Origin of the sequence: Shewanella sp. T24-MNA-CIBAN-0130, assembly GCF_040310185.1 — a bacterium.
GTDB classification, from domain to species: domain Bacteria; phylum Pseudomonadota; class Gammaproteobacteria; order Enterobacterales; family Shewanellaceae; genus Shewanella; species Shewanella psychromarinicola.
The window spans coordinates 27,269-42,009 of record NZ_JBEOPP010000043.1 but is presented as its reverse complement, the minus strand read 5'-3'; the positions used below and the strand labels follow the sequence as shown (position 1 = coordinate 42,009).

The 14,741-nt window shown below is 42.1% G+C and carries 14 protein-coding genes; 9 read left to right on the top strand and 5 right to left on the bottom strand.

Annotation, left to right across the window (positions count from 1 at the left end):
- Positions 1-262: 262 nt before the first annotated feature.
- A complete protein-coding gene (locus tag AAEZ02_RS15880; protein ID WP_351123941.1) occupies positions 263-703 on the bottom strand; it encodes a hypothetical protein in 441 nt (146 codons plus the stop codon).
- A 343-nt stretch (positions 704-1,046) separates the two neighbouring features.
- Positions 1,047-2,714: an energy-dependent translational throttle protein EttA gene (gene ettA / locus AAEZ02_RS15875; RefSeq protein ID WP_101032478.1), complete on the bottom strand. Its 1,668-nt coding sequence runs from the start codon at positions 2,712-2,714 to the stop codon at positions 1,047-1,049.
- Between the two features lie 261 nt (positions 2,715-2,975).
- Between ettA and glyA the strand changes: the two genes are divergently transcribed.
- From glyA to AAEZ02_RS15830, 9 genes are all read left to right on the top strand, one after another.
- Positions 2,976-4,229: a serine hydroxymethyltransferase gene (glyA, locus tag AAEZ02_RS15870; RefSeq protein WP_101032477.1), complete on the top strand. Its 1,254-nt coding sequence runs from the start codon at positions 2,976-2,978 to the stop codon at positions 4,227-4,229.
- Between the two features lie 109 nt (positions 4,230-4,338).
- The gene (nrdR, locus tag AAEZ02_RS15865; RefSeq protein ID WP_101032476.1) at positions 4,339-4,788 is read left to right on the top strand and encodes a transcriptional regulator NrdR; all 450 of its coding nucleotides are present in this window, start codon (positions 4,339-4,341) and stop codon (positions 4,786-4,788) included.
- Between the two features lie 62 nt (positions 4,789-4,850).
- On the top strand, positions 4,851-5,996 hold the full coding sequence (ribD, locus tag AAEZ02_RS15860) for a bifunctional diaminohydroxyphosphoribosylaminopyrimidine deaminase/5-amino-6-(5-phosphoribosylamino)uracil reductase RibD (protein WP_124012047.1): 1,146 nt from the start codon (positions 4,851-4,853) through the stop codon (positions 5,994-5,996).
- Between the two features lie 63 nt (positions 5,997-6,059).
- Positions 6,060-6,719 (top strand): riboflavin synthase, encoded by a 660-nt coding sequence (locus tag AAEZ02_RS15855; protein ID WP_351123936.1) that lies wholly within the window; start codon positions 6,060-6,062, stop codon positions 6,717-6,719.
- Positions 6,720-6,844: 125 nt separating this feature from the next.
- Complete coding sequence (gene ribBA, locus AAEZ02_RS15850) at positions 6,845-7,948, top strand: bifunctional 3,4-dihydroxy-2-butanone-4-phosphate synthase/GTP cyclohydrolase II (protein WP_101032473.1); 1,104 nt, start codon at positions 6,845-6,847, stop codon at positions 7,946-7,948.
- A 124-nt stretch (positions 7,949-8,072) separates the two neighbouring features.
- Entirely contained in the window at positions 8,073-8,549 is a 477-nt protein-coding gene (gene ribH, locus AAEZ02_RS15845) for a 6,7-dimethyl-8-ribityllumazine synthase (protein WP_011636512.1), read from the top strand.
- A 13-nt stretch (positions 8,550-8,562) separates the two neighbouring features.
- Positions 8,563-8,967 (top strand): transcription antitermination factor NusB, encoded by a 405-nt coding sequence (gene nusB / locus AAEZ02_RS15840; protein ID WP_101032472.1) that lies wholly within the window; start codon positions 8,563-8,565, stop codon positions 8,965-8,967.
- 88 nt (positions 8,968-9,055) lie between these two features.
- Positions 9,056-10,012 carry a thiamine-phosphate kinase gene (gene thiL / locus AAEZ02_RS15835; RefSeq protein ID WP_351123933.1) on the top strand — a complete coding sequence of 319 codons (957 nt, stop codon included), beginning with the start codon at positions 9,056-9,058 and terminating at the stop codon, positions 10,010-10,012.
- 9 nt (positions 10,013-10,021) lie between these two features.
- Positions 10,022-10,513, top strand: a complete 492-nt coding sequence (locus tag AAEZ02_RS15830; protein ID WP_351123931.1) for a phosphatidylglycerophosphatase A family protein — start codon at positions 10,022-10,024, stop codon at positions 10,511-10,513.
- A gap of 88 nt (positions 10,514-10,601) precedes the next feature.
- Here the strand turns inward: AAEZ02_RS15830 and AAEZ02_RS15825 are convergent, their stop codons facing one another.
- The 3 genes from AAEZ02_RS15825 to AAEZ02_RS15815 form a co-directional block, all read right to left on the bottom strand.
- Positions 10,602-11,735: a hypothetical protein gene (locus AAEZ02_RS15825; RefSeq protein WP_351123928.1), complete on the bottom strand. Its 1,134-nt coding sequence runs from the start codon at positions 11,733-11,735 to the stop codon at positions 10,602-10,604.
- 72 nt (positions 11,736-11,807) lie between these two features.
- Complete coding sequence (recN, locus tag AAEZ02_RS15820) at positions 11,808-13,466, bottom strand: DNA repair protein RecN (protein WP_351123925.1); 1,659 nt, start codon at positions 13,464-13,466, stop codon at positions 11,808-11,810.
- 128 nt (positions 13,467-13,594) lie between these two features.
- Complete coding sequence (locus AAEZ02_RS15815) at positions 13,595-14,563, bottom strand: AEC family transporter (protein ID WP_351123922.1); 969 nt, start codon at positions 14,561-14,563, stop codon at positions 13,595-13,597.
- Positions 14,564-14,741: the final 178 nt, after the last annotated feature.

Below are 14,741 nucleotides of genomic sequence, written 5' to 3'. Positions count from 1 at the left end.
CAAGCTTTCTTACAACAAGGGACATTAACTTAGTTTTTGTCTTGGAAACTCGATAGCTTTAGCTACGAGTAGTTCATGAATATCACAGTTGCTACCGCAATACGGTTTTCACTGCCAGCTGCGGTAAAGATCATTAGCGGTATTGGATAAAATGCTGCTTTTGGACTCTTTCAATCAATCTGCGATAGAGAGGTATGTTGAACACTGAATCGAACTATTTAAACGACTGGCTGTGTGCGACTTGATTTCGATAAATCGGTAATTAAATGATTAGTAATATCTTTTTTGAGTTAACTAATGGCTGACTTTTAGTGGCACGTTTTTTATTTATCGCCTCATATTCAGTTAATATGACTACTTTTTCAGTTTCAAGATGTTTGCCGTCTTGTTGTGGTTTTTGAGTTAATTCATCGATTAAAGAAACAGATTTTTCAATTTTTTTATCGGTTTCGGCTATCGCCGTATTAGTGCGAATAACCTTAGGTAATAGTGCAATGAATTCGTTATATCGTTGTCGTTCTAAAATAATTGCTTTTTTCCGCACGTCAATGTCATCGACTTTTCTATTAAACGGTGAAAAATTGTCGTTAAGCGTGATGAGCAGGATATCGATATCGTATTGATGTTCAATTTTATTGAGGCTCTGTTTTTCTGCCGCGGTAATGACTTCGAGTGCCGAAAATGAGTTGGTACAATAAAACACGGTAAATTGAACCGTATCTCACTGATATCACCGTTAAACTGGCTTACAAACTGAAATCGTTAAAACTCGGTAATAAACTGAATTTAATCAGTAAAAAGTAAAAACAGCTTGGTAATTTATAATACGGAAGTTATTTTTCGCTTTATAAACAGATTATGGTGTATTGCTCATAATGAATTGACAAAATGTTGCTGTAGGTTGATATTTTTATCGTTTAATCTGAGCATAATCATTCAATACGCTCAAATACAATAAAGCAGAGCGCTTAGGCTCTGCTTTATTGTGTAACATCGTTAGCGGGGCAAAGGCCTGTTTGATAGCCTTTTATTATCCTTAGCTGAGATTACTTATTTAACCGCTTATATTTTAATCGATGCGGTTCTACTACATCGGTGCCTAAGCTATCTTTTAACCAAGTTGAATACTCAGTATAGTTACCTTCATAGAAACTCACTTTACCTTCGTCTCGGTAATCCAGAATATGGGTAGCGATACGGTCAAGGAACCAACGGTCATGTGAAATAACCATCGCACAACCGGGGAACTCTAATAACGCTTCTTCTAGGGCACGTAATGTTTCTACGTCCAAGTCGTTGGTAGGTTCGTCGAGTAATAATACGTTGCCACCGGCTTGTATTAATTTGGCTAAGTGGACTCGGTTGCGCTCGCCACCCGATAAGGTGCCGATAATTTTTTGCTGATCGCCACCACGGAAGTTAAAACGTCCGACATAAGCACGGCTCGAAATTTCAGTATTATTGATCCGCATAATATCGTGGCCGCCAGAAATCTCTTGCCACACGGTATTTTTATCATTCATTGAATCACGGAACTGCTCAACAGAAGCAATTTGAACTGAGTCACCCACAGAAATCGAGCCACTGTCTGGTTGTTCTTCGCCTGAGATCATTTTGAATAGTGTCGACTTACCCGCACCGTTAGCTCCGATAATCCCCACAATGGCGCCCTTGGGAACGGTAAAGGTAAGATCGTCAATCAATACGCGATCACCGTAGGATTTTGTTAAGTTAGTCACTTCAATCACTTTATCACCGAGGCGTGGCCCTGGTGGAATAAACAATTCGTTGGTCTCGTTACGTTTTTGGTAATCGTTAGTGTTGAGTTCTTCAAAACGCGCCATACGAGCTTTGCCCTTAGATTGGCGGCCTTTCGCACCTTGACGTATCCATTCTAATTCTTTTGCGATAGTTTTTTGACGAGCACTTTGTGTTGAAGATTCTTGTTGCAAACGGGCATCTTTCTGCTCAAGCCATGAGGAGTAGTTACCTTCCCAGGGGATCCCTTCACCACGGTCGAGTTCTAAAATCCAGCCTGCTGCATTGTCTAAGAAATAGCGGTCATGGGTAATAGCGACTACGGTGCCAGAATACTCTTGTAAAAAGTGCTCTAACCATGCGACGGATTCAGCATCCAAGTGGTTTGTCGGTTCGTCGAGTAATAGCATTTCAGGCTTTTCAAGTAGCAAGCGACAAAGGGCTACCCGTCGACGTTCACCACCGGACAATACAGCAATTTTTTCATCCCAATCGGGCAGACGTAACGCGTTTGCTGCACGGTCTAGAATATGATCAAGATTGTGTGCATCTTGAGATTGGATGATGGCTTCTAACTCACCTTGTTCTTTGGCTAGGGCATCAAAATCTGCATCGGGTTCAGCATAAGCGGCGTAAACAGCATCTAAACGGATCAATGCATTTTTGGCTTCACTCAGGGCTTCTTCGACGGCCTCGCGAACCGTTTGTTGCTCGTTTAAGCGCGGCTCTTGCGGTAAATAACCAATTTTTAGTCCAGGCATTGGACGCGCTTCACCTTCAATTTCGGTATCTATACCGGCCATGATGCGCAGCAATGTCGATTTACCTGAACCGTTTAATCCGAGTACACCAATTTTGGCGCCAGGAAAGAAGCTTAATGAAATGTCTTTCAAAATTTGCTTTTTAGGTGGGACAATTTTACCCACACGAAGCATGCTGTATACAAATTGAGCCATAATTATACTGTCTAATTGTCAACAAAGATGATGATAATTCTACTGTATTATGAGCTGAACTCAACAGGCAATTTTGTGATTTAATCCACAGCGCTTTTTAGGTCAAAAAGAATGAAGGATCTGGCCACTTGGTGCCATAAACATGAATAGTTTTGTATTCAGAACACAGTGAATTTCATGTTGTTTCTACTGTGAATCATCATCGTTGCAGGGTAGAATAACGCGCAACCCTACTATACAGATAATGATGTTGGAGCTAGCATGTTGAAGAAAGCGATGAATATTGCGGATTATGATCCAGAATTATTTAAAGCCATTGAAGATGAAACTTGTCGTCAAGAAGAACACATTGAATTGATTGCATCTGAAAACTATACCAGTCCTCGTGTGATGGAAGCCCAAGGTTCTCAGTTAACCAACAAGTATGCTGAAGGTTATCCAGGTAAGCGTTACTATGGTGGGTGCGAATACGTTGATGTGATTGAAACATTAGCGATTGAACGCGCAAAAGAATTATTTGGTGCAACATACGCTAACGTACAGCCTCATTCAGGTTCGCAAGCAAACAGTGCCGTATTTATGGCGTTATTGCAGCCAGGCGATACCGTTTTAGGGATGAACCTTGCTCATGGTGGTCATTTGACCCACGGTTCACCGGTTAATTTTTCTGGCAAGCTTTACAACATCATTCCCTACGGTATTGATGAGTCTGGCAAAATTGATTATGACGAAATGGAGCGTTTAGCCATTGAACATAAGCCTAAAATGATGATCGGCGGTTTTTCGGCTTTTTCAGGTATTGTTGACTGGGCGAGAATGCGCGAGATTGCCGACAAAATTGGTGCTTATTTGTTTGTTGATATGGCCCACGTGGCAGGCTTAATTGCTGCAGGTGTTTATCCAACGCCAGTGCCTTATGCACATGTGATAACGTCAACAACCCATAAAACATTAGCCGGCCCACGCGGCGGGATTATTATTTCTGCAGCCGATGATGAAGTTTTATATAAAAAACTAAACTCAGCAGTATTCCCTGGTGGTCAGGGTGGTCCTTTAATGCATGTTATCGCAGGTAAAGCGGTCGCATTTAAAGAAGCACTAGAGCCAGAATTTAAAGTATACCAACAGCAAGTTGTTAAAAATGCCAAAGCCATGGTTGAAGTGTTTTTAGCCCGCGGTTACAAAATCGTTTCTGGCGGTACTGAAAACCATTTAATGTTGGTTGACTTAATTGGCCGCGATTTAACCGGTAAAGAAGCCGACGCCGCCTTAGGCAGTGCCAACATTACCGTTAACAAAAATTCAGTGCCTAACGACCCTCGTTCACCGTTTGTGACCTCTGGTGTTCGTATTGGTACACCAGCCATTACTCGTCGCGGCTTTAAAGAAGCTGAAGCGAAAGAATTGACCGGTTGGATTTGTGACATTCTTGATGATGCATCTAATACAGCGGTTATTGAGCGCGTAAAAGGTCAAGTATTGACCTTGTGTGCTCGATTCCCTGTATACGGTTAATCGTATTTGGATGTCTGTTGATACAGGTTTAGGTTAACCTTGTTCACCAAATAGGATAAACTTTAATGGCCGCTAATTGCTAGCGGCCATTTTTTCTGCAGGAGTCCTAATGCATTGCCCTTTTTGTAGCGCGACCGATACCAAAGTGATAGATTCTCGATTAGTGGCTGATGGTCACCAAGTCCGTCGTCGCCGGGAATGTACCGAATGTCATGAACGTTTTACCACCTTTGAAGGCGCTGAATTAGTCATGCCTAGAGTGATAAAACGCGATGGCACCCGACAACCATTTGATGAAGAGAAACTGCGCGGCGGCATGTTGCGTGCCGTTGAAAAACGTCCGGTTTCTATTGATGACATTGATCAAGCGTTGACAAAAATTAAATCAATGCTGCGCGCGACTGGTGAGCGCGAAGTGGATTCGGAAATGATTGGTAATCTTATGATGGAACAGTTGATGAACCTTGATAAGGTGGCTTACATTCGTTTCGCCTCTGTTTATCGTGCGTTTGAAGATGTGTCACAATTTGGCGAGGCCATTGCTAAGTTGCAAAAGTAATGCTGTGTAATGACCGTTTTTAACGGTTATCATGGCATCTAAGCAATAAGAGATTATCTATCATGTCCAACGGGCCTACTTTTGACACCCAAATGATGAGCCGTGCTATAGCGCTTGCCGAGAAAGGCCGTTATACCACTAGGCCCAACCCCTGTGTTGGTTGTGTCATTGTCTATCAGAATAAGATTATCGGTGAGGGTTTCCATCAGCGTGCTGGCGAAGGCCACGCTGAAGTCAATGCGCTGAAAATGGTGCTTGATAATGGTCATAGCGCTCAAGGCGCCACCGCCTATGTAACCTTAGAACCTTGCAGTCATTATGGTCGTACGCCACCTTGCGCTTCAGGGTTAATTAACGCCAAGGTTGCGCGAGTCGTTGTTGCTGTGACCGATGCGAACCCAGAAGTGTCAGGCCGCGGTATCACCATGTTACGTGAGGCTGGAATTAAGGTCGATGTAGGACTACTCAGCCAACAAGCTTATGATCTCAATCTAGGCTTTATGAAGCGCATGAAAACTAGGCTTCCTTGGGTCACGGTTAAAATAGCCGCCAGTTTAGACGGTAAAACAGCCCTGTCTAATGGGGTGTCAAAGTGGATTACCGGCAGTGCTGCACGAGCCGATGTGCAAAAATACCGTGCCAGCCACTGTGCATTAATCACAGGCGTTGAAACAATCCTTATCGATGACCCTAGCCTTAATGTGCGCTATGAGGCGTTAGGTGAGTTAACCACTCGCCATACAAAAGATGAAATTTTCCAACCTTTAAGGGTTGTGCTAGACAGCAGAGCGAGACTGACGGCAACACAAAGGTTATTTTCAATTCAAAGTCCTATTTTACTGGTTTCTGGCTGTCAATATTCCCAAAGTGCTAAAGCTGCTTTTCCACAACACGTTTCTTTTTTACAATTAGAATGTGACTCGTCGGGCAGGATCCCATTGTTAGCTTTGCTAACGTATTTAGGCCAGCATACTAATTCTGTTTTAGTCGAAGCTGGTGCGACCTTAGCTGGGGCGTTTGTCGCTCAAGGCCTCGCCGATGACATTGTGCTTTATCAAGCGCCTAAACTGTTAGGCAGCCATGGACGTAATATGTTGCAGTTACCCGATTACAGTGCCATGGAGCAAACGCCTGCATTGCAATTAATTGATGAGCGCAACGTTGGACAAGATAAGCGTTATATCCTCAGATATAATCAACCCTATTAATGTGGCAGTTGTTTAAGAAAAACCTGAACAACTGCAAAGTTTAAAAGCAAAAAGTGAGTCATTATGTTTACTGGGATAATCGAAGCCCTTGGTACATTACGTAAAATTGATCGCAAAGGTAACGATATCCGCTTAACCGTTGCCAGCGGCAAGTTAGATTTAACCGATGTAAACCTAGGTGATAGCATTGCCACAAATGGTGTGTGCTTGACCGTTGTTGAGCGTTTAGGCGATAGCTACGTTGCTGATATATCTGCTGAAACAGTTGAATTAACTGGTTTTAGTCGTTATCAAGTTGGCCAAAAGGTTAATCTTGAAAAAGCCGTTACGGCGACCACGAGATTGGGTGGACACATGGTCAGCGGCCACGTTGATGGCATTGCAAAAATTGAGCAATGTGCTTACCGAGGCAAGGCACTTGAGTTTTGGTTATCGGTACCGATTCAATTAAGTCGTTACATTGCTCACAAAGGATCGGTCACCATTGATGGCGTTAGTTTGACTGTCAATGAAGTTGATGGAACTCGTTTTAGATTAACCATCGTGCCTCATACTGCGGGTGAAACCACGCTGGTGGATCTCAAAGTTGGTGACAGCGTGAACATCGAAGTGGATTTAATTGCCCGCTATTTAGAGCGTTTAATGCAACCTGATGCTAGCCATGCACAGCCGTCATCGGGTGTGACGATGGAATTATTAGCTAAGTCTGGATTTTTGCGCTAATCGCTCCAAGCATAAATATTTATACCCAATGATTATGTACAAGACATTATTCAAAATAACAAATAACAAATACAAATTGATTTAATTATTTAAAATCAAAAAACTTAATAGAGAAAGGTCTGACAATGGCGCTACATAACATAGAAGAAATCATTGAAGATATTCGTCAAGGTAAGATGGTTATCTTGATGGATGATGAAGACAGAGAGAATGAAGGTGATTTGATCATGGCCGCTGATAAAGTGACGCCTGCTGCAATCAATTTCATGGCAACCTATGGCCGCGGATTAATTTGCCAAACCATGACCAAAGAGCGTTGTCAGCAGCTTAACTTGCCTTTAATGGTCACCAACAACAATGCGCAGTTCTCGACTAACTTTACCGTATCAATTGAAGCGGCGACCGGGGTCACAACCGGGATCTCAGCTCATGACCGAGCCGTGACCGTTCAAGTCGCTGTTGCCAAAGATGCCAAAGCCTCTGATTTAGTACAACCTGGGCATATTTTTCCGTTAATGGCACAAGAAGGCGGGGTATTAACGCGTGCTGGCCATACTGAAGCCGGTTGCGATTTAGCGCGCTTAGCTGGCTGTGAACCTTCAGCTGTGATTGTTGAAATTTTAAATGAAGACGGCACCATGGCGCGCTGTCCTGATTTAGAAATATTCAGTCAAAAGCATGGGATTAAAATCGGTACCATTGCAGACCTAATTGAATACCGTAACACCAACGAAACCACGGTTGTACGCGAAGCTCAATGTAAACTACCGACTCGTTTTGGTGATTTTACGATGGTGACATTTAGAGACACTATTGATAATCAATTACACTACGCATTGGTTAAAGATGAAGTGAAGCCTAATTGTTTAGTGCGTGTGCATTTGCAAAACACCTTTAACGATTTACTGCATTCTGAGCGAGATCAAACGCGTAGCTGGCCATTAGAAAAAGCCATGCAACGCATTGCTTTGGAAGGTGGCGTATTGGTGTTACTGGGTAACGTTGAGCATTCAAGTCAGATACTGGCAAAAGTGAAAGCGTTTGAGGCCGAAGATAATGGCCAATCACCAGCAGGAGCAATGTGGCAAGGAACATCACGTCGTGTTGGCGTCGGCTCGCAAATTTTGTCGAGTCTAGGTGTCAGTACAATGCGCTTATTAAGTTCGCCAAAGCGTTACCATTCCTTGTCAGGTTTTGGTTTAGAAGTAACGGATTATATAGCTGAATAATTTTGGCTTATGGTAAATTTAATAATTTCATTAATTGCATAGCGCTCAGGGCTTTCGGCTGTGATATCATAGCGCCTCTTTTTTGCCCCGAGCGGGGTGCTTTAGCTAATTTAGGTAAGATAGAATGAACGTAGTTCAAGGTAATATCGAAGCGAAAAATGCCAAAGTGGCGATTGTAATATCGCGATTCAATAGCTTTTTAGTTGAAAGTCTGCTTGACGGTGCAATAGACACATTAAAGCGTTTCGGCCAGGTCAGTGACGACAACATTACTGTTGTTCGAGTGCCTGGTGCAGTTGAATTACCGCTTGCTGCAAAACGTGTTGCTGCAAGTGGAAAGTTTGACGGGATCATTGCATTAGGTGCTGTCATCCGTGGCGGTACACCTCATTTTGAATTTGTTGCTGGTGAATGTAACAAAGGTCTTGCACAAGTTGCATTAGAGTACGATCTTCCTGTTTCATTCGGTGTATTAACTACAGATACCATTGAGCAAGCTATTGAGCGTTCAGGTACTAAAGCAGGTAACAAAGGTGGCGAAGCTGCCCTTAGTTTGCTTGAAATGGTTAATGTACTGCAACAACTAGAACAACAGCTGTAATAGTAGGAAAAGTATGAAACCTTCAGAGCGCCGTAAGGCCCGCCGTTTAGCCGTTCAAGCCATTTATTCATGGCAGTTAAGTAAAAACAAAGTTGCTGACGTAGAACATGAGTTTTTAACTGAACAGAACACTGACGGTGTTGATGTCGCTTATTTTCGTGAGCTATTAACCGGTGTAGCATCAAAAATATCGCAAATTGATGAGCTGTTAAAGCCACATCTTGATCGTAATTTTGAAGAAGTGTCACCAGTAGAAAAAGCCATTGTGCGTCTGGCAACTTACGAGTTGACCTTCCGTAAAGATGTGCCGTTTAAAGTGGCTATTAACGAAGGTATCGAGTTAGCGAAAGCGTTTGGTGCTGAAGATAGTCACAAATTTGTCAACGGCTTGCTTGATAAGTTAGTGAAGCATAAGTAACACCAGAACGGTATCTTCGGATACCGTTTTCATTTGTTATTAATTGTTTCAAAAATTAAGGTGGACGGTTTACCGTACCAGACTGAATGTGAAAGAATTTCAACTCATCGAACATTACTTCCGCAATAAAGGTCAAAAAAGGCGAGATGTTGAGTTAAGCATCGGCGATGACTGTGCGTTAGTGAATCCTGCGGACAAGAAATCTTTAGCAATTTCTTGTGATACCCTTGTTGAAAATATCCATTTTTTAGCAGACATTCCAGCTCATGCTTTAGGTTATAAATCGCTAGCGGTTAACCTTTCTGATCTTGCCGCAATGGGGGCCGAGCCCGCTTGGTTTACTTTAGCACTGACGTTACCCTGTGTTGATGAACCTTGGTTAGCCCAGTTCAGTGCCGGCCTTTTTGATATTGCTGAATATTATGGTATTGCACTCATTGGTGGTGATACCACCCGTGGTCCGCGCAGTATCAGTATTACGATTAATGGCCAAGTCCCTAAAGGTACTGCATTAACCCGTGCAGGTGCAAAAATAGGAGACTGGATCTATGTGACGGGAACCCTAGGTGATTCAGCCTTAGGCCTTGATATTATCAGAGGTGTTAAGACCGTTAACGCTGAAGATAAACAATATCTGATTAACCGCCATTATTACCCAACGCCTCGTGTGTTGGCAGGTCAAGCACTACGCACTCTAGCCACAAGCGCTATCGATTTGTCTGATGGCTTAATGTCTGATATTGGACATGTGTTATCGGCATCGAAAGTCGGCGCCATCATTGATGTGGATCTAATTCCTTTATCAAACTCACTTAAAGCCAATCTTAGTCGTGAAGATGCATTAAGTTATGCATTAACGGGCGGTGAAGACTACGAACTTTTATTTACTGTGCCAGAGTCACAACGCGGTGCAATTGATACCGCGCTAATTCATGCTGGGGTGAAGTTTGTTAAAATTGGTCAGGTCAGCGCCGGCGATAAATTAAAACTAGTAGAAAATGGGCAAGCATTTACCCCTATTTCACGTGGCTTTGTGCATTTTTAATTGAGTACTATGAGACTATTAACCCAAGATAAATTCGTTAAAAAACTGTCTTTAGCCCATCCAATTCATTTTTTGGCATTAGGCTTTGGCAGCGGTAAAGCGGCAAAAGCGCCGGGTACCTTTGGTACCTTAGCCGCAGTGCCCATAGTGTTGCTCATGCAGCAGTTAAGCTTAACGAATTATCTCATCATCACCTGTATTAGTATGCTTGCTGGATTCTATATTTGTGGGAAAGCGGCTAGAGATATGGGTGTACACGACCATGGCGCTATTGTGTGGGATGAAGTGGTTGGGTTGATGATCACCATGATTGCCGCGCCTTTAGGTTTTATGTGGTTAGGACTTGGTTTTGTATTGTTTAGGTTTTTTGATATCGTTAAACCATGGCCTATACGTTGGCTTGATGCCAAAGTGCATGGTGGTTTTGGGATTATGATTGATGATGTATTGGCGGGGATCTTTTCGTTAATCGGTGTGCAATTAGCGGTGTATTATCTATAAGAGCCTTAAAGCATTTAATATGTCAAAAGCGCACGTTGCGATGTTTGACATATTTAGACTCTCGATTTTAGTTTAATTATAATTTTATTTATTGAGTCACTATTAAATTTGTGCGCGGCTGTTCTATTTCATTGTTCATATTGATGAACTGTAACTTAAAATTTCTTTCGTAATTAGCACAACTTAATATTTTACCTACAGGGTTGTAGCGTAAATGCCATAATTGCTGTAATTTATTGTCGTTAGAACAATAACTTGGTTGTTTAAGTGTGTGAGAGGGGTTTGTGGATATCGGTTCTTTTACCAAGCTAACAATAAATTCAGCCATGAGATTATCACTGTCTGTGGGCTTATACAAAGCATCTGCTAACCATTTCTCATAAAATGGCACCGTCTCTTCCTGCGCATCCGTTATCATTTTTTGCATCGTATTATGAGCAAACTGCCATTCACCAGAAAATACTCTCTTAAAATCGCTATTAGTAAATTCGAATGGCGTTTGCCAAGTAGTGACTTTGTGTAGAACTGCCGTATCGAGTGTTCTAGCTAAAGTGCTGGCAAAGTTAAGTTGAGATTTGATTACGCTAACGGCAATCATATGGTTGAATATAGAGCGAGATGAGTGATAAACCATATTCCAGAATTGAGCATCTTTATTTAAAAATGTTAACAAGGCTTCATTCACGTTAAGGTTAGGGGATCCGTCAAGGTTTATTAAAACAATAAGTTCACTGATTGTTCGTAATGTAAGTAGTGGCGCCCATTTAAAAAGATTTGCAGGTGTTAAATACTGAATATCTTCTTGCCAATAAGGCATTTTAATCAGCTTACTATAATGGGTTACATCGGTTTTGTGTGCATGAATTGCTTGTAAAATACTTTCGTTATTCTTTTCAAGAAATTCATTACAGGTTGCCACATCAGTTTGATAACACGATTTTTTGTAATCGCGTAGTGGTTGATCCTCATCATTGAAACTTAATGTAGTGGCCACTTCTTTAGTCGTTACATCCTGAAAAGTGCCGATAAAAGTTTGTAAATATACAAAACCATTTTCGCTTGGATCGATAGGCTGTTGCTTTAGCCAGTTCTCAACTAATAGCGTGTTAGGTGACTTTGTTCTGTCTGTTGCATTAATGGCCACTAAACAGACAACAATAAAGACCAGTAAGCTACATATTAGCCCGACAACAACACCCAAGCCCTTTATTACTTTCAGCATTATGATTTATCCGTAAACCCATGTTAAATTTACGTTAATATATTGATTTGCTTTTTTATAAGTGCATAACGATTATTGCAACAACTCACGGGCATTAGCCAAGGTATTTTCGGTAATGACATCACCACCTAATAAGCGCGCAAGTTCATTCACCCGTTGATCTTTATCCAAGGCCTGCATAGTGGTTTCTGTACTACCTGCTTTATTGAATTTGTTGACAAACATATGCTGATGACCATTGCCCGCCACTTGTGGCAAATGAGTAACACACAATACTTGAGTCGACTCGCCAAGGCTGCGTAACATACGGCCAACGACCGAAGCAGTAGGACCCGAAATGCCCACATCCACTTCATCAAAAATAAGCGTCGGAGTGGCGACTTTTCTGGCGGTAATCACCTGAATGCCTAAGCCAATGCGTGATAGTTCGCCGCCTGAGGCTACTTTTGAAATAGGTTGCAAAGGTTGGCCGGGATTAGTGGTAACCATAAACTCAATTTGGTCGCAACCATTTAAGCTGATATTAGTTGGTTCATAATTAACCTGAATATGGAACTTGCCCTTAGGCATATTCAATTCATGGATTGACTGAGTGACCAATTTATCGAGTTCTTTAGCATAACGGCTACGACTTTGACTCAGTTTTTGTGCATTGGTTAAATAGGCATTTCTGGTGGCTTCAAGTTGCTGTCTTATACCATCTAATTTAGTTTCGTCGTCAGCAAGTTCGGCCAATTCACTCATCAATGCTTGATGATGTAGTGCCAACTTATCAGCACTCACATGATGCTTACGCGCCAATTGCATTGCCGTTGAAAGGCGTTTTTCTAAATAGGCAAAATGTTCTGGATCAAGCTCTAAACTGCTTAAATAACTTTCAATTTCGCTAGCGCTTTCTTGTACTTGAATTAACGCATCGCTGATCATAGTGCCGATAGGAGCAAGGGATTCATCATAGCCTTGAAGCGTATCAGCAATACTGGCCACTTTATTAAGCAGCGATTCTATATTGCCTTCATCACTTTCGGTTAATAAATGTAAACCTGCTTGACAACGTTCAATTAAATCTGTGCCATTGGCTAAGCGTTTGTGTTCTTGTTCTATTTCATCAAATTCTTCCAAGCCTAAGTTGAACTCATTAAGCTCTTCTACTTGATATTGCAGCAGCTGTTGACGCGAAATGCGTTCGTGCTGAGCTTGCTCAAGATGCTTTAGCTCGTTTTCCACTTGCTTGCAGCGCTGATAGCTGGCACTGACGGCATCAAGTAACAACTTGTGGTTAGCGTAGCTGTCGAGTAAGGCTAACTGATGATCATTTTTAAGCATGGCATGGTGAGCATGTTGGCCATGAATGCCTATCAGGAGTTGACCAACGGCTTTTAATTGCGAAACCGGGACCGGATTACTATTAATATAGGCTCTAGATCGGCCATCATTATTAATGGTTCGACGTAAAATACATCCATCTTCAGCATCAAGATCGTTATCTTCAAGCCAGCGTTTAGCTAAAGGGACATCGTGGAGCGTAAACCGCGCGCTCACTTCAGTTTTCGTTGCGCCGGGTCTGATGGTATTGGCATCACTGCGATTACCAAGACATAACCCAAGGGCATCGATAGCAATCGATTTACCTGCACCGGTTTCTCCGGTGATGCTTGTCATACCGGCTTTAAAGTCGAGTTCTAAAAAACGCACGATAGCAAAATTATTGATGCTGAGTTGGCAAAGCATAATGAATCCCTGTCAATGAAGCGACTAAACCACTGTATTGATAAACAGTATATACTGTTTTTATATACAGTAAAGTGGTTGGCATAAAAATATCACTGATTATTTTATCGCCTTAACTCGGTCAATTATCAAGCATATGATTTTAAGAGTGTTTCTATTATAGGCAAACTAATAAAAGTGACTAATGTGCCATATAAAATCCCTTGGGCACTGCCATTGGCATTAATTTGGTATCGGTCTGCCAATAAATACACACTTGCTGCAGTTGGTAAGGCTGCTAACAGGACTCCCATAGTCAGTAACTCGTGTTCTACGCCGAAGAGTTTGAGTAATCCAAAGGCAATAAGGGGCTGAATAATTATCTTGAGTAAGTTGATTAAACTCAGTTCTGCAATCAGGCTAAGACTGAACATGTTCGTGATTGACTGATGCCGTAACGCTTTGGCAAGTACCATTCCGATGGCAAACAGTGCACAAGGACTGGAGGTGTTTCCCACTTGGTGCAGCACTAACGCCAGGCTAGCGGGTAAGGTGATATGAAATGCCGATAGGCCTATACCAATAAGACTGCCGACCACTATCGGGTTTTTATACAGTGCATTAGCCATGATGATGATGGCATGGTCGTTTGATTGTTTATTACGGCTGGCCAGTTCAATAGAGACTAAAGCAAACGCGAACATGAACACCGACAGCAAGCTGGCAATCGCTGCGGCCACTAATGCCATTTTGTGACCCGGGAACAATAGGCTCAGCAATGGAATACCAATAAATGCAGTATTGCCAAACGTGGCGTTTAACGCCCGCATTGCGGCAACCGCTTGCTGCTTAGGCTTGCACCAAAGTGATACGCCAATGACCAGCGCATAAGTGATGATCATCGCCAAGCTAAAGCCACCAACAAAGCCCCACTGAATAATGTCTTCAATGTGAGTTTCAGCTAAAACAATGAGTAAAATCGCTGGGAAGGCTATGTAATAGACAAATTGATTGAGGATCAGATCGGTGTCTGGTGGCAAAAGTCTCAATTTCTGAATGATACTGCCGAGAAGCATAATTATAAATACAGCGATTAGCGGGGTAAGAATACTGGACATTCCTCGCAATTCCTTAGCAAAGTGATAATAAGATCACTGTACTGCTTTTTGATAGCAGGATGCAATTAGGCTAAAGTTAAACGAGCGTTTATTTTTGATTTTAAGCTAAAACAGGCCTTTAATACTTTTGATTGGGTAAATATTGTTCATTTAGCGTAAAAAATCACTAAAAAAGTTA

What these genes read in the sequence shown, in the direction of transcription:
- ettA (WP_101032478.1), bottom strand. Translation starts at nt 2,714, where the DNA reads ATGGCTCAATTTGTATACAGCATGCTTCGTGTGGGTAAAATTGTCCCA.
- recN (WP_351123925.1), bottom strand. Translation starts at nt 13,466, where the DNA reads ATGCTTTGCCAACTCAGCATCAATAATTTTGCTATCGTGCGTTTTTTA.
- nusB (WP_101032472.1), top strand. Translation starts at nt 8,563, where the DNA reads ATGAAACCTTCAGAGCGCCGTAAGGCCCGCCGTTTAGCCGTTCAAGCC.
- nrdR (WP_101032476.1), top strand. Translation starts at nt 4,339, where the DNA reads ATGCATTGCCCTTTTTGTAGCGCGACCGATACCAAAGTGATAGATTCT.
- ribBA (WP_101032473.1), top strand. Translation starts at nt 6,845, where the DNA reads ATGGCGCTACATAACATAGAAGAAATCATTGAAGATATTCGTCAAGGT.
- ribD (WP_124012047.1), top strand. Translation starts at nt 4,851, where the DNA reads ATGTCCAACGGGCCTACTTTTGACACCCAAATGATGAGCCGTGCTATA.
- AAEZ02_RS15825 (WP_351123928.1), bottom strand. Translation starts at nt 11,735, where the DNA reads ATGCTGAAAGTAATAAAGGGCTTGGGTGTTGTTGTCGGGCTAATATGT.
- AAEZ02_RS15855 (WP_351123936.1), top strand. Translation starts at nt 6,060, where the DNA reads ATGTTTACTGGGATAATCGAAGCCCTTGGTACATTACGTAAAATTGAT.
- AAEZ02_RS15815 (WP_351123922.1), bottom strand. Translation starts at nt 14,563, where the DNA reads ATGTCCAGTATTCTTACCCCGCTAATCGCTGTATTTATAATTATGCTT.
- glyA (WP_101032477.1), top strand. Translation starts at nt 2,976, where the DNA reads ATGTTGAAGAAAGCGATGAATATTGCGGATTATGATCCAGAATTATTT.
- ribH (WP_011636512.1), top strand. Translation starts at nt 8,073, where the DNA reads ATGAACGTAGTTCAAGGTAATATCGAAGCGAAAAATGCCAAAGTGGCG.
- AAEZ02_RS15830 (WP_351123931.1), top strand. Translation starts at nt 10,022, where the DNA reads ATGAGACTATTAACCCAAGATAAATTCGTTAAAAAACTGTCTTTAGCC.